The organism is Mesorhizobium sp. 2RAF45 (genome assembly GCF_052115225.1).
GTDB lineage: Bacteria > Pseudomonadota > Alphaproteobacteria > Rhizobiales > Rhizobiaceae > Mesorhizobium > Mesorhizobium jarvisii.
This window is the reverse complement of the sequence record NZ_JBFRGG010000002.1, coordinates 822275-841262: the sequence shown is the minus strand read 5'-3', so window position 1 is coordinate 841262 and position 18988 is coordinate 822275. Positions and strand designations below refer to the sequence as shown.

Below are 18988 nucleotides of genomic sequence, written 5' to 3'. Positions count from 1 at the left end.
CATCGCTATTTGGCTTCGCCCGCTGGTTGCCCGTTGCCAACATAGGCCTCGATCGCCGTGGCAAAAGTCGGCGAACCCGCCTTGCGCTGCTTGTCGACATAGCCGGCAAAATAGCTCCAGAAGGAGACGGCGTAGTCGCGGAAATAGGCATCGGTCACCTTGCGTGAGCACAGGTCGCCGTCGACGCAGAAGGACAGCCGGTTGAGGAAATAGACAATGCGGTCGAAATTCTCGCTGAAGTCGGCGAGCGGCATGTCGCCGCCGGAGGCGCTCATCGCCTCGATGCCGATGCGCTGGCGGAACACCTGTTCCTCGGTCGGCGAAGGATTGGCGCTGAGCAGATTGTCGTATTTGGCGTTGAGGGCGGCAAGGCGATCCTTCAACGCCCGTTGTGCCTGCTGATAGTCCTTGGTTTCCCAGAGCTCGACCAGGGACATGGTCTGCTCGACGCGCTTCTGCTCCTGGTTCGCCAGGAATTGATAGACCGAGAATGCCAGGGTGAAGATGATGGCGAAACGCACCAGCATGCCCGACCAGGCATAGACCAGCATGCGCCAGTCGCGATCGGTGAAGGGATTGCTCTCCTTCTTGATCTCATGGCTGCTCGGCCAAGGAAAACCTTCGGTGGTTTCCGGCAGCGTCTCCTTCGCCGCCGGCGCCTTTGCGGGCGCGGCCACCGGTGTCTGCTTTGTCGTGCCCCCCGGCTTCTTCATTTGCAACTGTCCAGTTCGATGGTGGCGGAGGGATCAAGCACCACGCCCGGCGCTTCAAGCTGCTTTTTCAGACATGCCAGCTGCGGGCGCGAAACAATGAACTGCATGTCCGGCTCCGCCGGCGCCTTGTTCGGCGACGGCAAGGCCTCGACCACGCCGCGCGAGGCGCAGCTCGAGAGGTCGACCACCACCGCGTCACTGCTGGTCTTGGCGAACTGGTCGTACTGATCGAGGAAGCACGTCGCCAGTTCCGAATTGATGACCACCTGCTTGGCGCAAAGGCCGCACGTGTCCTGCGCAGACGCGTTGACGATCAGCAACAGGCCGCCGGCAAGTCCGGCAACCGTCGTGCGCCAGGAGAAAAAAGGCTTCTTCACAATCGATCCTATCTGCTTCGTCAGTCGCTGAACCCTTGGCCGCGGCTGGGGATGTTCTCATATCGCGCCGATCGCGCAAGAGCCTGATATACTAGGCCGTGCGGCCTTGGAGCCGGAGTTCAGGCGCGCGGCACCGTCTCCATCGGGAAGATCATCACCGCCCCCTTCGGGCCGCTCTTGTCGGCAAGCCGCATCACCGAGCGGGTCGGCGGCGCCATGCCGATATCGGCGAGCATGTCGGAGAAGCTGGCGGGGCCGAGGCCGCGCGTCATCGCCGCGACGCCGTCCTGCGCCAGGAAGCTCAAATCCTCCTTCTCGCTTTCCGGCGGCGCCTCGGTCAGCACCGCGATCATCCGTTCCATGCCGAAGCTGTTGTCGGTGAAGGCGAGCAGCCCTTCCTCCAGCGTGGCCTGCGGTGCCAGGCGTTCGGCGACGATGTGGGTGATCGAATAGTCGCTGCCGACATAGAGCACGTTGATGTCGACCAGCTGGTCCGAGCTGTTCTTGGCCAGCACATGCACCTCGTCGCCCGGCGAGACACGCGGCACCGCGGAAGCCTGCAGGGGCTCGAGACCATCCTTGTCGCGGCGCTTGACCTGGAACTGGACGTCGACATCCTCGGGCTTGTAGTCGGAGGCGGCCGCCAGACGCGACAGCCCGGTGGCGCGGAAGATGGTGCGCAAATTCCTGGTCGTGGCGTCGACCAGCTTCTGGCGGTCATCTAGATGGATAATGATCAGCGGCGGCTTGCTGCCGTCCTTCAGCGTCACGTCACCCGACGCCGGCAGGAACCACAGCGCCGGCTTGTCTGACGCGTCCTTGCCGGCGCCGGCAATGGCATTCTCGCGCATCACGGCAAAGCGCAGCTCGGCGCTCTTGCCCGGGTCGACCAGTTCGATGTTGAAGCCGGTTTCCTTGGCCGTGGCCAGTTCGTCGAGAACCGAATTGACGAGCTCGGCTTCTTTCTCCAGCCCCTTCGTCGCGGCCGGCCGAGCGACCGTGAGCCTGTAGTCGACGGCGATCTCCGCCACCCGCGCATAGGCGTTGGCAGGAATATCGGCGAGTTTGAGTGCCGGCTTTTTCTCGAACTCGACCGGCTTGACGCGGCTTTCCAGGTTCTTGGCCGACTGCACCTCGACGTAGCCGACCGCGTCGGATAGCGACGACAGCGCCGACGGCAGGATGGCAAGCTTGCTGCCAGGCGTGAGGCGATGCAGCAGGCCCGCACCGATCGTCGCCTCGCCGTCCTTGACGACGATGGGCCACTGCATGACGGCGTCGGTCTTGTCGGTGCCGAAGACGCGGGCGTCGAGTTCGCCCTCGAACAGCGGCGTTGGCCGGGTGCGGCTGTCGGCTGAATATTGCTGCAGCACGGCCTGGCCGAGCTGGCGATAGGTAATGTTGGGGTTTTCGGCGAGCTTCGACAGGATGGTGAAGGTGAAGAGGCCGAAGCGCGGCGCATCCGCCGTGCCCTTGGGCAGCGGCATCTCCGGCGTCGTCTCCACCGTCTGGGCCGCATAGAAGGCGACCAGCTTGCCCTTGGTGATGGGTTCGCCGCCGGTCGGCGTCAGGTTGAAGGCGGGCTTGCGCGCGCCATTCTCGTCGAGGCCGCGCGAGGCGCTTGCGACCGTGTCCTCATAGGCCTTGAGGGTCGCCGCCCTTGCAGCCTCGTCGCCGCCCACCAGGTCGGCGAATTCGACCTTGCGCTCCAGTTCGTCGTCGACTTCGACGGCGCGCGTCGCGGTGCCGGAATGGCAGCAGTCGAAGACCGCCCAGACAAAGGCGCCTTTGTTGCGGATCGCGTCGAGCGCGTCGCCGATCTCATTGTCGACCAGCGCGTTCGGCACGCCGGCATCGCGATTGATCCATTTCTCGATGTCGACGGGCAGGAAGATCTCGTCTAGCCCGTCGGTCTCGTCGCCCTTGACCCTTTCGGGCTGCTGGGCGCCGTGGCCGGACAGATGCAGATAGACGAAATCGTCGCGCTGAACCTTGGCGGCAAGGTCGGCGAGTGCCGCCTTGATCGCCGCATGGGTCGGCAAGCCTTTGGCACCGGGCACGTCCTTGGCGAGCAGCGTGACGTTTTCGGGCGCGAAGCGTACCGGGTCGGGTACGTTCTTCAGCAGGTATTCGTGCACCAGGCCGGCATCGTTCTTCGGCCCGATCAGCCAGTTCCTTTGCGGCAGGGCAGGATATTCGGTGCAGGCGACCAGCAGCGCGTGATAGGTGCGCGATGCCGCCAGCGCCCGGAACGAGAGCGCACCGGCCGCCACGAGCGCGGACGTGCCGACAAGCAGCGTCCGGCGTGTCAATTTGATCATATTGCTTCCCCAAGCCCGATCGAATTTCCCAAGCGAAACCACCCTCGTCGAGGATTTTGTCAGTATTTTGAACGTCGCTGCGCCATCAAGCCTGCCGTCATCAAATGCGCCGGCACGTTATCGATCGGTCCAGGACAACAACAGAAGAGTAGCAAAGACGACGGTTCGTCGCTATCTGAATGGGATCAGGCGGTTTGCGCGGGCAAACAGCCTGCAGATGGCGCAGGACAAGTTGGAACCGGACCATGGCGGCAAGGGATGTGCTGACGAAGAACCAGTTGTGCGTGCTCGAGAAGCTCGAGACCGCGAGCGGACCGCTCAGCGCCTACACCTTGCTCGACCAGTTGCGCGAACGCGGTTTTCGCGCGCCGCTGCAGGTGTATCGTGCGCTCGACACGCTGGTGAAGTCCGGCTTCGTGCACCGGCTGGAAAGCATCAACTCCTTCGTCGCCTGCGCCGAGCCGCATGACCACAGCCATTCGATGACCGCCTTCGCCATCTGCGACACATGCGGGCAGGTGACCGAGATGTCGGACCATGATGTCGACCACCGGCTGAACGAATGGGTCCATTCGACCGGCTTCGCCGCCAAGAAGGCGGTCATAGAATTTCGCGGGACGTGCGCGAAGTGCCGGGCTGTGGCCGCTTAGGTCTTCTCTTCGTAGGATGACGAAGCGTTGGCGCTAATGCGCCTCATCCCAGTTGTTCGCGGCTCGCGCGTCGACATGGAGCGGCACCGACATTGAGACCGCCGGCATCGCTGCGTTTTCCATGACGTGGCGCACGACTGGGATCGTCGCTTCGACTTCGGCCTCGACCGTCTCGAAGATCAGCTCGTCGTGCACCTGCAGCAGCATGCGGGCCGACAGTTTCGCCTTGTCCAGCGCTTCCTCCATGCGCACCATGGCGCGGCGGATGATGTCGGCGGCGGTGCCTTGCAGGCGGGCGTTGATCGAGGCGCGCTCGTTGAACGCGCGCAGCGACGGGTTCGAGGAGCGGATATCCGGGTAGTGGATGCGGCGGCCGAAGATGGTTTCGACAAAGCCATTCTCGCGGGCATAGGCCTTGGTCTCTTCGATGTAGTCGCGGATGCCGGGGAACCGCTCGAAGTATTTCTTGATGTAGTTGCTCGCTTCCTCGCGCGGAATCGACAGCTGGTTGGCAAGGCCGAAGGCGGAAATGCCATAGATGATGCCGAAATTGATCGCCTTGGCGCGACGGCGGACTTCCGAAGGCATGCCCTGCACGGGGACATTGAACATTTCCGACGCGGTGATGGCGTGGATGTCGGCGCCGTCGGCGAAAGCCTGCCGCAGTTGCGGAATCTCGGCGACATGGGCGAGCACGCGCAGTTCGATCTGGCTGTAGTCGGCCGAGACCAGCCGGTTGCCCTTGTCGGCGATGAAGGCGGTCCTGATCTTGCGGCCTTCGGCGGTGCGCACCGGAATGTTCTGCAGGTTCGGGTCGGAGGACGACAGCCGGCCTGTCGTCGTCGCGGCCAGCGCGTAGGAGGTGTGCACGCGCCTGGTGTCGGGATGGATGAAGCCGGGCAGCGCATCGGTGTAGGTCGATTTCAGCTTGGTCAACTGGCGCCAGTCGACGATCTTGCGCGGCAGTTCGTGGCCTTCGGCGGCGAGGTCTTCCAAAAGCTGTGCCGAGGTCGACCATTGGCCGGTCTTGGTCTTGGAGCCGCCGGGCAGGCCCATACGGCCGAACAGGATATCGCCGAGTTGCTTGGGCGAGCCGATGTTGATGCGCTCGCCGATGAGCTGGTAGATCTCCTCTTCCAGCCGGGCGGCACCCTGCGCGAGTTCGCCCGAAAGCCTGGACAGGATCTGCCGGTCGACCGAAATGCCGCGCTGTTCCATGCGCGCCAGAACCGGCACCAGCGGCCGTTCCAGCCGCTCATAGACCGAGACCAGGCCCTTGGCGGCAAGCCGTGGCTTCAGCACCAGCCACAGACGCAACGTGATATCGGCGTCTTCGGCGGCGTGCGCCGTCGCCTTGTCGATGTCCACCTGGTCGAAACCGACCGAGCTCTTGCCGGAGCCGGTTACGTCCTTGAGCTGGAGCGGGGTATGGCCAAGCCATTTCTCGGCAAGCTGGTCCATGCCGTGACCGTGCGGGGTACCGGCATCGAGCACGTAGGAGATCAGCATGGTGTCGTCGAAGGGCGCGACATCGATGCCGTAACGGCTCATGATGACGAGATCGTATTTCAGGTTCTGCGCGATCTTGAGGACGGATTTGTCCTCGAGCAGCGGTTTCAGCTCCGCCAGCGCCTCGCGGAGAGGTATCTGGTTCTCGAGCGCGCCGCCGCCGAGCAGGTCGCCATTGCCGCTCTTGTGGGCAAAGGGAATATAGCCGGCGCGGCCGGGCGCCGTGGCTATCGCCATGCCGATCAGTTCGGCCTGCATCGGATCGCCGGATGTCGCCCTGACGTCGAAGGCGGTGACGCCAGCCTCCCGCGCCTCGGCGACCCAGACTTTCAAGGTCGCGATATCGCGAATGCAGAGATAGGCCGCCGTGTCGATCCTGCCAGTCGCCGCGCGCTCCAGCCGCATGGCCGAGAGCAGGGAAGGGGTATCGCCTTGCTTGGCGGCGTCCACCGTCGGTGTAGTGGTCGCATCACCGTTGGCCTGGCCTGCCTCGGCACCGCTGCGGGCCACAGCCGGCGCTCCGGCGCCGACATCGGGGCCGTGGGCATGGTCGGCGCGCTCGACGATCACCGCGACGGCCTGGACGTCGCTGGCCTCGGTGCTCGTGGCTTCCGCCACGCGGCGGGTCAGCGAGGTGAATTCCATGGTCTTCAAGAAGCCGATCAGCTTCGGCCCGTCCGGGGCATGCAGCACGAAGTCGTCCAGCCCCTCGGCCACCGGCACGTCGTTCTTCAGCGTCACCAGCTGGCGCGAGATCAGCGCCTTGTCGGTGTTGGCGATGATCGATTCGCGCCTCTTGTCCTGCTTGATCTCGCCGGCGCGGGCGAGCAGCCCGTCAAGGTCGCCAAATTGCTCCAGCAGTTGCGCCGCCGTCTTCGGGCCGATGCCGGGCACGCCGGGCACATTGTCGACGGAATCGCCGGTCAGCGCCTGCAGATCGACCATCTTCTCCGGCGGCACGCCCCATTTCTCGATGACCTCGGGAATGCCGATCTGGCGGTCCTTCATCGGGTCGTACATGCCGACCGTATCGCCGACCAGCTGCATCAGATCCTTGTCGGAGGAGATGATGGTGGTGTCGCCGCCGGCTTCGCGGGCCAGCCGGCAATAGGTGGCGATGAGATCGTCGGCCTCGAAGCCTTCCATCTCGATGCAAGGCAGGTTGAAGGCCTTGGTCGCCTGTCGGATCAGGCCGAATTGCGGGATCAGGTCTTCAGGCGGCGCCGAACGGTTGGCCTTGTATTCGGGGTAGAGGTCGTTGCGGAAAGTTTTCGAGGAATAGTCGAAGATGACCGCGAAATGCGTCGGCACAATGCCTACGTCGGTGTTGCGGGCATCCTGCATCAGCTTCCACAGCATGTTGCAGAAACCGGAAACAGCACCGACAGGCAGGCCGTCGGATTTGCGCGTCAGCGGCGGCAGTGCGTGATAGGCCCGGAAGATGTAGCCCGAGCCGTCGATGAGGAAGAGATGATCGCCTTTTTTCATGCCGGCAGGGATAGCGCGGCGCGGTGGCTTGGTCCATGCCAAACACATCGCCAGATATCGGTTCCGTCAACACCCTGACAGATCGGGGGCGTGCAAGCCCGATCACGGGCACGTTACAAAAGTGTAACGTTGGTGCCCTTGAATCGCCACGTTCAGAGACCCAAATACATGTCATCGGCAGTTTTCGCCGAAGTCCGGAGCAAGGCCCGTCCCCCGCCTATCCCGGACAACTGCGGCAGCCTATCCCCCCTCTCCGGGCTGCCGCATCGTTTCGAGTATGAGGCCGCCGTGGTTCCCCCTCCACCACGGCGGTCTTTTTTTGGCCCGCGGCAGCGGACTTTTTTGGCCTGCGGCGGCCGACTGGCGCCGCGGTCCAACACTCCCGGGCTTTTCGTTTCGCCGCTCTGCCTTTACGGTTCCGGCACTGAATCGAAAGGCTTCACAAATGTCCGCAGTTTCCCCCGTCCTCGACCGCCTCGACAAGAATCTCGACCAGAGCCTGGAGCGCCTGTTCGGCCTGCTCAGGATCAAGTCGATCTCCACCGATCCGGCCTATGCCGCCGACTGCCGCAAGGCGGCGGAATGGCTGGTGGCGGAGCTGAAGCTGATCGGCTTCGATGCCAGCGTGCGCGACACGCCGGGCCACCCGATGGTGGTTGCGCATCATGAGGGGCCGGCAGGCGCCCCACATGTGCTGTTCTATGGCCATTACGACGTGCAGCCGGTCGACCCGATCGAATTGTGGGAAAACGATCCGTTCGCACCAGCGGTGAAGGAGGTTGGGCCTGACCACAAGGTGATCACCGGGCGTGGCTCTGCCGACGACAAGGGCCAGCTGATGACCTTCGTCGAGGCTTGCCGCGCCTGGAAGCAGGTGCATGGCAATTTGCCATGCCGCGTCACCATCCTGTTCGAAGGCGAGGAGGAGTCCGGCTCGCCTTCGCTGAAGCCGTTCCTCGAGGCCAATGCCGACGAGCTCAGTACCGATTTCGCGCTTGTCTGCGATACCGGCATGTGGGACCGCGAGACGCCGTCCATCTGCGTTTCGTTGCGCGGGATGGTTGGCGAAGAGGTGACGGTCAAGGCGGCTGACCGCGACCTGCATTCGGGGCTTTATGGAGGTGCCGCTGCCAATCCGATCCGTATTCTGGCCAAGGTGCTGGCTGACATCCACGACAAGGATGGCCACATCACCATTCCCGGCTTTTATGACGGTGTCGAGGAAACACCAACACAGGTGCTGAAGTCTTGGGAAAGTCTCGGCGAGACGGCCGAGACTTTTCTCGGCCCTGTCGGCTTGTCGATCCCTTCGGGCGAAAAAGGCCGCTCGGTGCTGGAACTGACCTGGGCACGGCCGACCGCCGAGTTCAACGGCATCATCGGCGGCTACACTGGAAAAGGCTTCAAGACGGTGATCGCGGCGGAAGCCTCGGCCAAGGTGTCGTTCCGCCTCGTTCACAAGCAGGATCCAAAGAAAATCCGCGCTGCCTTCCAGAAATTCGTCAAGGAGCGCATTCCGGCCGACTGTTCCGTCGAATTTCACCCGCATGGCGGCTCGCCGGCAATCCAGCTTTCCTATGACTCGCCGTTCCTGGCCAAGGCCAAGGACGCGCTGTCGGACGAATGGGAGAAACAGGCGGTCACGACCGGCAGTGGCGGATCAATCCCGGTTGTCGGCGATTTCCAGACCTATCTCGGTATCGAGTCCCTGCTGGTCGGCTTCGGCCTCGACGACGACCGCATCCACTCTCCCAACGAGAAATACGAGCTGTCGTCCTTCCACAAGGGCCAGCGCTCCTGGGCGCGCATTCTCGATGCGCTGACGCGCTGAGCGGCGGAAAGTCGTTTTCCTGTTGATTTTTCACCGGATCGCGGCGAGGACGGGGAACGCCGCGACCGGAGAAGACCATGGCCGACATCCGTTTCCACAAGCATGATTTGCCCGACCTTTCGCATTACAACGTCGGGGCGGTAGCCATCGACACCGAGACGCTGGGTCTGAACCCGCATCGCGACCGGTTGTGCGTGGTGCAGATATCGCCTGGCGACGGCAGCGCCGACGTCATCCAGATCGCACCGGGCCAGAAGAAGGCGCCGAACCTCGTCAGCCTGCTGAAGAACCGCAACGTGACGAAGCTGTTCCATTTCGGACGCTTCGACATTGCCGTGCTCTACAACGCCTTCGGGGTGATGCCTGAGCCGGTGTTCTGCACCAAGATCGCTTCGCGGCTGACCCGCACCTATACCGACAGGCACGGGTTGAAGGACATCTGCTTCGAGCTTCTCGGCGTCGGTCTGTCCAAGGCGCAGCAATCATCGGACTGGGCGGCCGAAACGCTGTCGCCCGAGCAGCTCGAATATGCCGCCTCCGACGTGCTCTATCTGCACCGGCTGCGGGATGTGCTGGCCGGGCGGCTGGCGCGCGAGGGGCGGACCAAGGAGGCCGATGCCTGCTTCCGCTTCCTGCCGACGAGGGCCAAGCTTGACCTGATGGGCTGGGACGAAGAGGATATCTTCGCGCACAGCTGACGACTTGAGAGCCTGCTGGCCGGTGGCCGACTGGAACCAGACGCTGACCGCCGCGTTTTGTCGGCGCAGTTCAACGGCTAAATGGGGGATAGGATGGCCGACCGAAAGCCGATATCGACAGCTCCGACCGATGGCTCCAAGGTCTCCATCATGTGGCAGGACGGGGACGGCGTCATCAACGAATCCATCGGGCAATACCGTGATGATGGCTGGTGGGTCTACACCGACAGCCACACGCAAAAGAAGGTCGAGCCGACCAGCTGGCGGCCCGCTTCCGGCGACGACGACGATCAATGAGCGCCGCTGGCGGGGCCAGCTGCTTTCGAATAGCCTGAAGCCGTTGATATCGGGGCCGATTCGGAGCCTTCCGCTCCGCGCTCGCCCCCTTGCTCGGAGGAAATCGGCATGGGCGTAGAAAGCCTTCTCGTCTTCATCATCATCGGTGCCATCGCCGGCTGGCTTGCCGGTCTCATCGTTTCCGGTTTCGGCTTCGGCCTGATCGGCAACATCATCGTCGGCATCGTCGGCGCGTTCATCGCCGGCTGGCTGTTGCCGCGGATCGGCTTCTCCATCGGCGGCGGCATCATTGCTTCCATCATCCACGCCACGATCGGCGCCATCATCCTTCTGGTGCTGGTCAAGGTACTGAAACGAGCCTGAGGCTCGAAACGACAAAGGGCGCGCCATGAAGCAGAATACGCTCTATCTCATCATTGGCGCGCTCGTCGTCGTGGTCATCGCGCTCGGCGTCTATGTCTACCGCGAGCAGACCAAGCCGAAGGGTGTCGAGCTCAAGATTGACGACAAGGGCATTTCGATCCAGCAGAATTGAGCCTGCCGTCGACCGGCGGCGCGGCGCCGGCCGTCCTGTGCGGCAGGCCAGTCCTGCGGAAGTCGGCCCGAAGGCCTTGATATCGACCGGTCGAACAGCATCGTGGCGGTGACCTGCGAGGACCAGACGCTGGCCCTTTTGGCGCTGTCGTCGATACTCGGAGGAGTTGGAAATTGCCGGCAGGACGGGGCCATTGCATCGGCGTAGTGCCGGACGAGCGATTGTCCCGGCATGGAATTAGAATGACGGATCGGCGCTCCGGCGCTATAATGTCAACACAGGGCGTTTGGGATCAACCAACCTATTGCTAGGAGGTTGTCATGAAACACCAAACACTAGACCAACTGCATGCAGTGGCCGAGGTCAACATACAGCCGGTGATGAGCCGAATCCAACGTCTGATGCGTTGGGCCGAGCTTCTTGAACGTGAGCCCAGCCGGCTCCTGACCGCGCTTGCCGGGACTGAATACCGTGCGCCGGCGGAACGCGATGTCATGCGAGGCGATGGCTCGCCGATAGCGGTTGCCTTCACAGACCCCATATTGCACGACGAGGGTCTGAAAGACGACAGCTATGGCGAAGCCAAGCGCTTCTTCGAGCTGACCGACCATCAACTGCACGAGATCGTCTGCTACTGCCATGTCGGCGAGGTCATGCAATCGTCGAGGGCAGCGCTCTCGGTTCGTGCGGCGATCGGCTGACGCGTGCCCACCAGGTGATCGCCTGGTGACGAGTGATTTGGGACGCGGTCGAACGCGAGGCTGCGACCATTTGCGATCGCGCCCCAACACGGAACATGTCCGCGACCGCCTGGGTCGCGGCGAGGAATGGCTGGGCCTTGGCGCCCGGACAAAATGCTAAGCGAGGATTGTTCCATCGCGGCGGGCGCGACCGTTTGCTGGCGCCAAAATCAGGGCTCGAATAGCGCGATCACTGCCGGACCCCAGGCATTTGATTATCAATCGCTTTGAATTTTTCCGACTTAACCCGCCCTTAAATCGCCGCATCTACTCTGCAACCGGAGCGCCATAGGCACCGGGGACAGCAAGCGCAGGCATGGCGAACCGCAAAGATAGCCGCATCGAGCCCAGTTTCGAGGGACCGCCACAGGCGCGATCCCAGCCTGGTCTTTCGGTGAGCGAGGAGGACCGCGTCGTGCCGAGCAACCGCAAAGCCTCCGCAAGGCGCAAATCGTCGAAGGCGAAATCGTCGCGCGGCGGGCGTGGCAGGAGCCGGCGCGGCCTGTTCGGCGTGCTCGGCCGCCTGTTCTACTGGTGCTTCGTGCTTGCCATCTGGGGCGGCATCGCGGTGGCGGGCGTCGTCGTCTATTACGGTGCCAAGATGCCGGCGGCCACCACCTGGTCGATCCCCGACCGCGCCCCCAACATCAAGATCGTCTCGGCCGATGGCCAGTTGCTCGCCAATCGCGGCATGAGTGGCGGCGAAGCCGTCGGCCTGCACGAAATGTCGCCTTACATTCCCGAAGCCGTCATCGCCATCGAGGACCGCCGGTTCTATTCGCATTTCGGCGTCGATCCGATCGGCCTGTCACGCGCCATGGTGACCAACCTCATCGGCGGGCATTTCTCGCAGGGCGGTTCGACGCTGACGCAGCAATTGGCCAAGAATCTGTTCCTGAAGCCTGACCGCACGCTGGAGCGCAAGGTGCAGGAGGTGCTGCTGGCGCTGTGGCTGGAGCACAAGCACACCAAGGACCAGATTCTCGAAATGTACCTCAACCGGGTCTATTTCGGCTCCGGCGCCTTTGGTGTCGAGGCGGCTTCGCGGCGTTATTTCGGCAAGAGCGCGCGTGACGTCACGCTCTCGGAAGCAGCGCTGCTTGCGGGCTTGCTGAAAGCGCCGTCGCGGCTGTCGCCGGCGCGCGACCCAAAGGCCGCGGAGGAGCGTTCACAGCTCGTGCTCGCGGCCATGCGTGAAGAAGGCAAGATCAGCGACAAGGAGCTGAAGACAGCGCTCAGCGCGCCAGCGACGCGCGCGCCGTCCTACTGGACCGGCTCGGAAAACTATGTCGCCGACACGATCATGGAAGAACTGCCCGACCTGATCGGCGACGTGCGCGGCGACATCGTCATCGACTCCACCGTCGACCTGAACCTGCAGAAGCTCGCCGAGCAGTCGATCCGCCGGCTGATCGACGAAAGCGGCAAGAAGCTCAACGTCACCCAGGGCGCGCTGGTGTCGATCGACGATTCCGGCGCGGTGCGCGCCATGGTCGGCGGCTACGACTATTCGACCAGCCAGTTCGACCGCGCTTCCGAAGCGCGCCGGCAGCCGGGCTCGGCGTTCAAGCCGTTCGTTTATATGGCGGCACTGGAAGCCGGCCGCACGCCAGACAGCATCCGCAACGACGCGCCGATCAAGATCGGCAACTGGACGCCCGACAATTACGGCGGCAAGTATTTTGGCAAGGTCACGCTGGCGACGGCGCTGGCCAAGTCGCTGAACTCGGTCGCCGCGCAGCTGACCATGGAGGTCGGGCCGAACGCGGTGGTGGAAGCGGCGCACCGCATGGGCATCCAGTCCGAACTGCAGGCCAACACCTCGATCGCGCTCGGCACCTCGGAAGTGACGCCGCTGGAGCTGACCTCGGCCTATGTGCCGTTCGCCAATGGCGGCTACAAGCCCGATATCCACTTCATCCGCCGCATCACGACAACCGAGGGCAAAGTGCTCTACGACAGCAGTGGCGGCAGCGCGCCGCGTGTGGTGAAACCCGAGATCGTCGGCATGATGAATTCGATGATGACTGGAACCGTCGAGGTCGGCACGGCCAAGAAGGCGGCCTTCGCTTGGCCGTCGGCCGGCAAGACCGGCACCAGCCAGAATTCGCGCGATGCCTGGTTCGTCGGCTACACCGCCAATCTCACCACTGGTGTGTGGTTCGGCAATGATGACGGCACGGGGATGAAGAAGGTCACCGGTGGAGCGCTGCCGGCGCAGGCCTGGCACGAATTCATGGTCGCCGCACACGAGGGCGTGCCGGTGCGGCCGCTGCCCGGCACCTGGAAGTCGACGCCGGCCGACACGATCGTGCCCGACGACATACCTTCGGCCGACAACAACCAGCCAGCGCCGGTCCCGTCCGCGTCAGTTGGCCAGCAGGCGCCGTCGGCACAGCCGACCCAGGCGGCAGCGCCAGCCCGCGTGGCGCGGCCTGCCCAGACCGTCGATGCCGATGGCTTCAACATGCCGGCGGACGACGGCACCACCGCTTCGGTCGGCCATCCGGTGCCGCCGGGCAATGTTGGCGGTCCGCTTAAGAAGAGGAAGCAGACCTCGATCCTGGATATTCTGGGCGGCGGCTGAGGCGGACGCTCCGGCAGTTCGCAGCGGCGTCAATCCGCCTCTCGCCAGCGCCACGGTGTTCGGCTACACCTCCGGCCGGAGACCGCGACATGGCTGAACTCGACACCCGAAAAACCATCGTGCTGACCGGCGCCAGCCGCGGCATCGGCCATGCCACGGTCAAGCGCTTTTCACGCGAGGGCTGGCGCGTCATCACCTGTTCGCGCCAGGCTTTCGCCGAGGATTGCCCGTGGCCGGCCGGCCCGGAAGACCATATCAAGGTCGATCTTGCCGATCAGGAAGATGTCGGCATCGCCGTCTCGGAAATCCGCCATCGGCTCGAAGCACATGGCGGCCAGCTCAATGCGCTGGTCAACAATGCCGGCATTTCGCCCAAGCTCAAGGACGGCAACAGCCGCATGAACTCGATCGACACGCCGATGCATGTCTGGCGCGACGTGTTCCAGGTCAATTTCTTCGCGCCAATCATGCTGGCGCGCGGCCTGTTCAAGGAGCTGGCGACGGCCAAGGGCTCGATCGTCAACGTCACCTCGATCGCCGGCACCCGCGTGCATCCCTTCGCCGGCACCGCCTATGCGACATCGAAGGCGGCTCTCGGCTCGCTAACGCGCGAGATGGCGCATGACTTTGGTCCGCATGGCATCCGGGTCAACGCCATCGCGCCAGGCGAAATCGACACGGCGATCCTGTCGCCGGGCACGGAAAAGATCGTCGAGACGATCCCGCTCAGGCGCCTCGGTACCACCGCCGAGGTCGCCGACATCATCTTCTTCCTGTGCTCGCAGCAGGCCTCCTATGTGACCGGCTCGGAAATCCACATCAACGGCGGCCAGCACGTGTGAGTGAGGACTTCGGCGGGGGTTGCTCATCCGGCGACCGTGAGAACAGCCTTGCCGCTGAAGCTGCGCTGCCGCATGGCGTCCAGGGCCTGGGCGATGTCCGTCCATGGCACGGTCAAGGCGACGCGGGTTTCAAGCCGGCCGGCCGCGACCAGGGCGAGCAGCGCGGCAATGTCGGCGCCAATGCCTGAGCCGGACGTGTAGTAGGCGAAGGTCTGAAGCCTCGCTCCCTCATGGCCCGGAACGAACTGGCGGAAGCCAATGGGCGTGAGCTCGCCACTGCTTGAACCGAACATGACGATGGTCCCGCCGGGCGCGACGCGTTCGATCGCGCGGGCGAGGCTTTCGCCGCCGACCGACTCGGTGATCAGCGAAAATGGTCCCTCGGCCAGCTCGATCGCCTCGACCACCTGCTCGGCTCCGAGATCGCGGAGATCCCCGGCATGCCGGGCGGCGGCGACCGCGGTCACCAAGGCACGTTGTTCGCGGGCGATCTGGATCTGGAAACGGCCGACTGCGCCGCTCGCGCCGGTGATCAGCACCTTTTGGCCGGCCAGGTCACCGCCATGGCGCAACGTCCTCATCGCCGTCGTGCCCGCCACGGGGAGCGTGGCGGCGGAAACGAAGCCGACCTCATCCGGCAGGACGGCGAGACGGGCGGTCGGAACGGCGACGCGTTCGGCCCAGCCGGCCTCGTCGACCAAAGCCACGACCCGCGCGCCCTGGGCTGGCCCGGAGCCATCCGCTGCCGCCCGTTCGACGATCCCGACAATGTCCTGGCCGGGTATCCAGCCGTCCGCACGTATGGTGAGCAGGCGCAGTTCGCCGCGGTTCAACGAGGTTGCGCGGACGGCGACCAGAGCCTCGTTCGCGCAAGGCTGTGGCTCGTCCACCTCGGCGAGTTTCAGTCTGACGGCATTGTCGGAAGAGATGGTGAGCGCGAGCATGGAGTACACCTTGGCCAATTGGCGAGAACGGCTCGAGCCTACCGATTTATGCTGACGAATAATCTAGATATAAAGGCAATTCATCGCTAAAATCTGTCAATCATGAGACAGCCGCTCCGTTACCCATGGCTCGATTTCGACGTCGATGACATCGTTGCTCCGGCGATTGCCGTGCGCGTCGACGTCACCGAGACCAAGGCCGAGGTGTCGCAGCATTGGCACCGCAAAGGGCAACTCGTCTTCGCGCTCAGCGGCGGCGTCACCTGCCGCGTTCCCAGCGGCCTCTGGATGGTGCCGCCGCATTGTGGCGTGTGGGTGCCGAGCCGCATGCAGCACAGCAACATCGCGACGGCCAATGCGCGGATTTTCTTCGTCTACATCGAGCCGGGCGCGGCTGCGCTGCCGGATCGGTGCTGCACGCTTTCGATCTCGCCGCTGCTGCGCGAGCTTATCATCGAACTGTCGGACTGCGCGCCTGATGACGCGCGGTGCGCTTTCCTGGGAAGCGTCCTGCTTGCCGAACTGCCTGATATGCCTCTCCAGCAATTGCATCTGCCGTTCTCCTCCGAGCCGCGCCTGAAGCGGATCGCCGAATCGCTGGCGAACGATCCTGCCGACCGCAGCACGTTGGCCGAATGGGGAAAACGCGTGGCGCTCAGCGAGAGCAGTCTTGCTCGTCTCGTCGTCAAGGAAACCGGCTTGAGCTTCGGCCGCTGGCGCCAGCAATTGCACTTGATCGTTGCGATAAGGGAACTGGCTTCGGGTGCCACCGTTCAGCGGGTTTCGGGTGATCTCGGCTATGAGTCCGTCACGGCCTTCATCACCATGTTCAAGAAGGCGCTCGGCAAGCCTCCCGCGCAATATCTCAGCAGCATCGCACGCAATGGCGGTTCTGCCTTCGTGGCGTGATCACGCGGCGGACGGTTCGGTCGCAGATGGCTTGTGACCGAGCACCTCCTCGACGATGCCGCGCGCGATTTCGCGCTCGCCCATGATCACCGTGTCGGCGCCGAGCCCCTTGAGATGCTCGACCTCGGCATCGGAATGGGCGCGGGCGACGACGTTGATGCCGGGATTGGCGGTGCGCGCCCTGAGCACGATCTGGCCGGCTTCGAACGCATTGGGGATGGCGAGGATCAGCCGGCTGGCGCCTTCGGGATTGGCGGCGGCGAACACTTCGGCGTTGGCGGCATTGCCGGCGACGCTCTCGACGCCATCGGCCTTCAGCTTGGCCAGTGTCTTGTCTGCGTCCTCGATGACGAGGAAGGGCAGCGCTGCTTCTTTCAGCGCCGCCCCGACAAGGCCGCCGACACGGCCATAACCGATCAGAATGGCATGGCCGGTAAGCGCCGTCTTCGGCGGCGGGCCGTCTTCCTTTTTGGTCGCGGCGACCGAGGCGACCTGGCCCGGTTCGGTCGCCGGACCGACCGGCTTGGCGTCGGCCGGCGGCGCCGTCCTGGCGGCACGGGCCTCCAGCCATGGCTTCATCCAGTCGATGACCAGGAACATCAGTGGGTTGAGCACGATCGACAAGATGGCGCCGGCCAGGATCAGGTCGCGGCCCTGTTCTGGCAGAAGTTTCAGCCCGACGCCGAGTTCGGCCAGGATGAAGGAGAATTCGCCGATCTGGGCAAGGCTGGCCGAAATCATGAGGGCGGTCGCCAGGGGATAGCCGAAGGCGACGACGATGACGAACGCCGCCAGCGACTTGCCGATGACGATGATGGCCAGTGTCGCCAGGATCGGCAGGCCGTTGCTGAGCAGGCTGAACGGGTCGAACAGCATGCCGACCGAGACGAAGAACAGCACCGAGAAGGCGTCGCGCAGCGGCAGCGATTCTTCGGCCGCGCGATGGCTAAGCTCGGATTCGCTCATGATCATGCCGGCGAAGAAGGCGCCGAGCGCCAGCGAGACGCCGAACAGTTTCGCCGCGCCGAAGGCGACGCCGAGCGCAATGGCGAGCACTGAGAGACGAAACAGTTCGCGTGACCCGGTATGGGCGACGTAGTGCAGAATCCACGGAATGACCCGGCGGCCGACCACCAGCATGACGACGACGAAGGCGGCGACCTTGGCGAGCGTGATGCCGACGACGCCCCAGATGCCGTAGCTGGCCGGCAGCGACAGCAGGCCGCTCGAATGCACATCCGCCTGTTCCTGGCCACCCAGCACGCCGGCAAGGGCTGGCAGCAGCACCAGCGCCAGCACCATGGCCAGATCCTCGACGATCAGCCAGCCGACGGCGATGCGGCCGCGTTCGGTCTCGATCAGCCGGCGTTCCTGAAGCGCGCGCAGCAGCACCACGGTCGAGGCGACCGACAGCGCCAGGCCGAACACCAGCCCCGCGCCCATCGACCAGCCGAGCATCCAGGACAGTCCGGCGCCGAGTGCCGTGGCAAAGCCGATCTGGACGATGGCGCCGGGCACGGCGATGGCGCGGACCGACAGCAGGTCCTTCAGCGAGAAATGCAGGCCGACGCCGAACATCAAGAGGATGACGCCGATTTCGGCCAGTTCGTTGGCCAGGCCGGCATCGGCGACGAAACCGGGCGTATTCGGCCCGACCAGGACGCCGGCTACGAGATAGCCGACCAGCGGCGGAATGCGGAAACGGTTGGCGAGAGCCCCGAAGACGAAAGCCAGCCCCAGACCGGCGACGATGGTGGCGATAAGGGGCGTGTCATGCGGCATTGTCTATGGAGCGCCTTTCAAGTTTGCGATGTCGGATGTGCGCCGCCCTGAGCCGCCGCCTGTTTTGCAATATGGTGGAAGGGGTGACGGTGATGCAACCCGCAGGGTGCGAAAATCGACGGTGCGGCGGCAAAATGCTCGACCGGCGGCAGAGAGGCCGCCGGTCCGTTTCGCGCTCACTGTGGCATTGGCTTTGGGATCCATCGCCTGCGGTCAGGCTGCCTGCAGCATGGCCTCGATCTCGGAGATGGCGTGGTTGGTCATGGTTTTTGGAATTTCAGCCGTCACCTTGTCACCGACCGCCTTGTGCAGCTTCTTGCGCATGGCGCCGAGCATCACCGGCGGGGCGACAAGCACGATGCTGTCGAACTCACCACCATGGGCGAGTTTGTACAGGCGGGCCGCGATCTCTTCCGCGAAGCGTTCCTTGCCGATACGGTGCCAGTCGGTATCCTCGACAGCGCTGCGGTGCACGGACGGGCCGTCATTATAACGGCCGGGGCTGTCGCTTCCCTGTTCACGGGTGGGCGGGTTCTCCTGTTCCATCACCTGCACGACTTCGAGATTTGGAAACTTGTTGTCGCCGGCATTCTTGAGCAAGAGCGCTTTTTCACCGTCGGCCACCAGGACCCAGATGCCGTGCCTCAGTTTGATTGTGTCCATGAAAGCGCTCCTTTTTGATGAATGGCTACGCTGCGGAACGCGTATCAACCCGGCAACGTTCCAACCCCTCTGCCGCAAAGCGACGGCGGCGCCGCCGGCGGT

At 64.0% G+C, this 18988-nt stretch carries 17 protein-coding genes; 10 read left to right on the top strand and 7 right to left on the bottom strand.

The genetic code is table 11. The features are described from left to right. Nucleotides 1-5: 5 nt before the first annotated feature. From AB4Z43_RS08945 to AB4Z43_RS08935, 3 genes are all read right to left on the bottom strand, one after another. The gene (locus tag AB4Z43_RS08945; protein WP_019861242.1) at nucleotides 6-713 is read right to left on the bottom strand and encodes a DUF4760 domain-containing protein; all 708 of its coding nucleotides are present in this window, start codon (nucleotides 711-713) and stop codon (nucleotides 6-8) included. Continuing rightward, nucleotides 710-1090 carry a hypothetical protein gene (locus AB4Z43_RS08940; protein ID WP_441936961.1) on the bottom strand — a complete coding sequence of 127 codons (381 nt, stop codon included), beginning with the start codon at nucleotides 1088-1090 and terminating at the stop codon, nucleotides 710-712. The genes AB4Z43_RS08945 and AB4Z43_RS08940 overlap by 4 nt, the downstream gene beginning before the upstream one ends. A gap of 119 nt (nucleotides 1091-1209) precedes the next feature. Then, nucleotides 1210-3411 (bottom strand): caspase family protein, encoded by a 2202-nt coding sequence (locus tag AB4Z43_RS08935; protein WP_441936959.1) that lies wholly within the window; start codon nucleotides 3409-3411, stop codon nucleotides 1210-1212. A 245-nt stretch (nucleotides 3412-3656) separates the two neighbouring features. Between AB4Z43_RS08935 and AB4Z43_RS08930 the strand changes: the two genes are divergently transcribed. Next, a complete protein-coding gene (locus tag AB4Z43_RS08930; protein WP_027047405.1) occupies nucleotides 3657-4061 on the top strand; it encodes a Fur family transcriptional regulator in 405 nt (134 codons plus the stop codon). Nucleotides 4062-4094: 33 nt separating this feature from the next. Here AB4Z43_RS08930 and polA read toward each other — a convergent pair whose 3' ends face one another. Continuing rightward, nucleotides 4095-7058 carry a DNA polymerase I gene (polA, locus tag AB4Z43_RS08925; RefSeq protein WP_441936957.1) on the bottom strand — a complete coding sequence of 988 codons (2964 nt, stop codon included), beginning with the start codon at nucleotides 7056-7058 and terminating at the stop codon, nucleotides 4095-4097. 445 nt (nucleotides 7059-7503) lie between these two features. Here polA and AB4Z43_RS08920 point away from each other — a divergent pair, with 445 nt between their 5' ends. The 8 genes from AB4Z43_RS08920 to AB4Z43_RS08885 all read left to right on the top strand — a co-directional run bounded on the left by AB4Z43_RS08920 (nucleotide 7504) and on the right by AB4Z43_RS08885 (nucleotide 14588). Further along, nucleotides 7504-8889 carry a M20/M25/M40 family metallo-hydrolase gene (locus tag AB4Z43_RS08920; RefSeq protein WP_019861236.1) on the top strand — a complete coding sequence of 462 codons (1386 nt, stop codon included), beginning with the start codon at nucleotides 7504-7506 and terminating at the stop codon, nucleotides 8887-8889. Between the two features lie 77 nt (nucleotides 8890-8966). After that, the gene (locus tag AB4Z43_RS08915) at nucleotides 8967-9587 is read left to right on the top strand and encodes a ribonuclease D (RefSeq protein WP_019861235.1); all 621 of its coding nucleotides are present in this window, start codon (nucleotides 8967-8969) and stop codon (nucleotides 9585-9587) included. A 93-nt stretch (nucleotides 9588-9680) separates the two neighbouring features. After that, a complete protein-coding gene (locus AB4Z43_RS08910) occupies nucleotides 9681-9884 on the top strand; it encodes a hypothetical protein (protein WP_027047403.1) in 204 nt (67 codons plus the stop codon). 108 nt (nucleotides 9885-9992) lie between these two features. Beyond that, nucleotides 9993-10247, top strand: a complete 255-nt coding sequence (locus tag AB4Z43_RS08905) for a GlsB/YeaQ/YmgE family stress response membrane protein (protein WP_019861233.1) — start codon at nucleotides 9993-9995, stop codon at nucleotides 10245-10247. 25 nt (nucleotides 10248-10272) lie between these two features. Beyond that, nucleotides 10273-10419 carry a hypothetical protein gene (locus tag AB4Z43_RS08900; protein ID WP_019861232.1) on the top strand — a complete coding sequence of 49 codons (147 nt, stop codon included), beginning with the start codon at nucleotides 10273-10275 and terminating at the stop codon, nucleotides 10417-10419. A gap of 320 nt (nucleotides 10420-10739) precedes the next feature. Further along, complete coding sequence (locus AB4Z43_RS08895) at nucleotides 10740-11120, top strand: hypothetical protein (protein WP_441936953.1); 381 nt, start codon at nucleotides 10740-10742, stop codon at nucleotides 11118-11120. Between the two features lie 355 nt (nucleotides 11121-11475). Next, nucleotides 11476-13746, top strand: coding sequence for a transglycosylase domain-containing protein (locus AB4Z43_RS08890; protein ID WP_441936951.1), 2271 nt, complete (start codon nucleotides 11476-11478; stop codon nucleotides 13744-13746). 89 nt (nucleotides 13747-13835) lie between these two features. Then, complete coding sequence (locus tag AB4Z43_RS08885; protein ID WP_019861229.1) at nucleotides 13836-14588, top strand: SDR family NAD(P)-dependent oxidoreductase; 753 nt, start codon at nucleotides 13836-13838, stop codon at nucleotides 14586-14588. A gap of 23 nt (nucleotides 14589-14611) precedes the next feature. Here the strand turns inward: AB4Z43_RS08885 and AB4Z43_RS08880 are convergent, their stop codons facing one another. Then, nucleotides 14612-15532: a zinc-binding dehydrogenase gene (locus tag AB4Z43_RS08880; protein ID WP_020629043.1), complete on the bottom strand. Its 921-nt coding sequence runs from the start codon at nucleotides 15530-15532 to the stop codon at nucleotides 14612-14614. Between the two features lie 102 nt (nucleotides 15533-15634). On the opposite strand from AB4Z43_RS08880, the gene AB4Z43_RS08875 reads away from it, so the two are divergent. Continuing rightward, nucleotides 15635-16441, top strand: a complete 807-nt coding sequence (locus AB4Z43_RS08875) for an AraC family transcriptional regulator (RefSeq protein WP_019861226.1) — start codon at nucleotides 15635-15637, stop codon at nucleotides 16439-16441. Here AB4Z43_RS08875 and AB4Z43_RS08870 read toward each other — a convergent pair whose 3' ends face one another. Both AB4Z43_RS08870 and AB4Z43_RS08865 read right to left on the bottom strand, forming a co-directional pair. Further along, on the bottom strand, nucleotides 16442-18223 hold the full coding sequence (locus AB4Z43_RS08870) for a cation:proton antiporter domain-containing protein (RefSeq protein ID WP_019861225.1): 1782 nt from the start codon (nucleotides 18221-18223) through the stop codon (nucleotides 16442-16444). A 213-nt stretch (nucleotides 18224-18436) separates the two neighbouring features. Then, nucleotides 18437-18886, bottom strand: a complete 450-nt coding sequence (locus AB4Z43_RS08865) for a baeRF12 domain-containing protein (RefSeq protein ID WP_019861223.1) — start codon at nucleotides 18884-18886, stop codon at nucleotides 18437-18439. Nucleotides 18887-18988: the final 102 nt, after the last annotated feature.

What these genes read in the sequence shown, in the direction of transcription:
- polA (WP_441936957.1), bottom strand. Translation starts at nt 7,058, where the DNA reads ATGAAAAAAGGCGATCATCTCTTCCTCATCGACGGCTCGGGCTACATC.
- AB4Z43_RS08945 (WP_019861242.1), bottom strand. Translation starts at nt 713, where the DNA reads ATGAAGAAGCCGGGGGGCACGACAAAGCAGACACCGGTGGCCGCGCCC.
- AB4Z43_RS08905 (WP_019861233.1), top strand. Translation starts at nt 9,993, where the DNA reads ATGGGCGTAGAAAGCCTTCTCGTCTTCATCATCATCGGTGCCATCGCC.
- AB4Z43_RS08910 (WP_027047403.1), top strand. Translation starts at nt 9,681, where the DNA reads ATGGCCGACCGAAAGCCGATATCGACAGCTCCGACCGATGGCTCCAAG.
- AB4Z43_RS08885 (WP_019861229.1), top strand. Translation starts at nt 13,836, where the DNA reads ATGGCTGAACTCGACACCCGAAAAACCATCGTGCTGACCGGCGCCAGC.
- AB4Z43_RS08880 (WP_020629043.1), bottom strand. Translation starts at nt 15,532, where the DNA reads ATGCTCGCGCTCACCATCTCTTCCGACAATGCCGTCAGACTGAAACTC.
- AB4Z43_RS08915 (WP_019861235.1), top strand. Translation starts at nt 8,967, where the DNA reads ATGGCCGACATCCGTTTCCACAAGCATGATTTGCCCGACCTTTCGCAT.
- AB4Z43_RS08930 (WP_027047405.1), top strand. Translation starts at nt 3,657, where the DNA reads ATGGCGGCAAGGGATGTGCTGACGAAGAACCAGTTGTGCGTGCTCGAG.
- AB4Z43_RS08900 (WP_019861232.1), top strand. Translation starts at nt 10,273, where the DNA reads ATGAAGCAGAATACGCTCTATCTCATCATTGGCGCGCTCGTCGTCGTG.
- AB4Z43_RS08870 (WP_019861225.1), bottom strand. Translation starts at nt 18,223, where the DNA reads ATGCCGCATGACACGCCCCTTATCGCCACCATCGTCGCCGGTCTGGGG.
- AB4Z43_RS08935 (WP_441936959.1), bottom strand. Translation starts at nt 3,411, where the DNA reads ATGATCAAATTGACACGCCGGACGCTGCTTGTCGGCACGTCCGCGCTC.
- AB4Z43_RS08890 (WP_441936951.1), top strand. Translation starts at nt 11,476, where the DNA reads ATGGCGAACCGCAAAGATAGCCGCATCGAGCCCAGTTTCGAGGGACCG.
- AB4Z43_RS08875 (WP_019861226.1), top strand. Translation starts at nt 15,635, where the DNA reads ATGAGACAGCCGCTCCGTTACCCATGGCTCGATTTCGACGTCGATGAC.
- AB4Z43_RS08865 (WP_019861223.1), bottom strand. Translation starts at nt 18,886, where the DNA reads ATGGACACAATCAAACTGAGGCACGGCATCTGGGTCCTGGTGGCCGAC.
- AB4Z43_RS08920 (WP_019861236.1), top strand. Translation starts at nt 7,504, where the DNA reads ATGTCCGCAGTTTCCCCCGTCCTCGACCGCCTCGACAAGAATCTCGAC.
- AB4Z43_RS08895 (WP_441936953.1), top strand. Translation starts at nt 10,740, where the DNA reads ATGAAACACCAAACACTAGACCAACTGCATGCAGTGGCCGAGGTCAAC.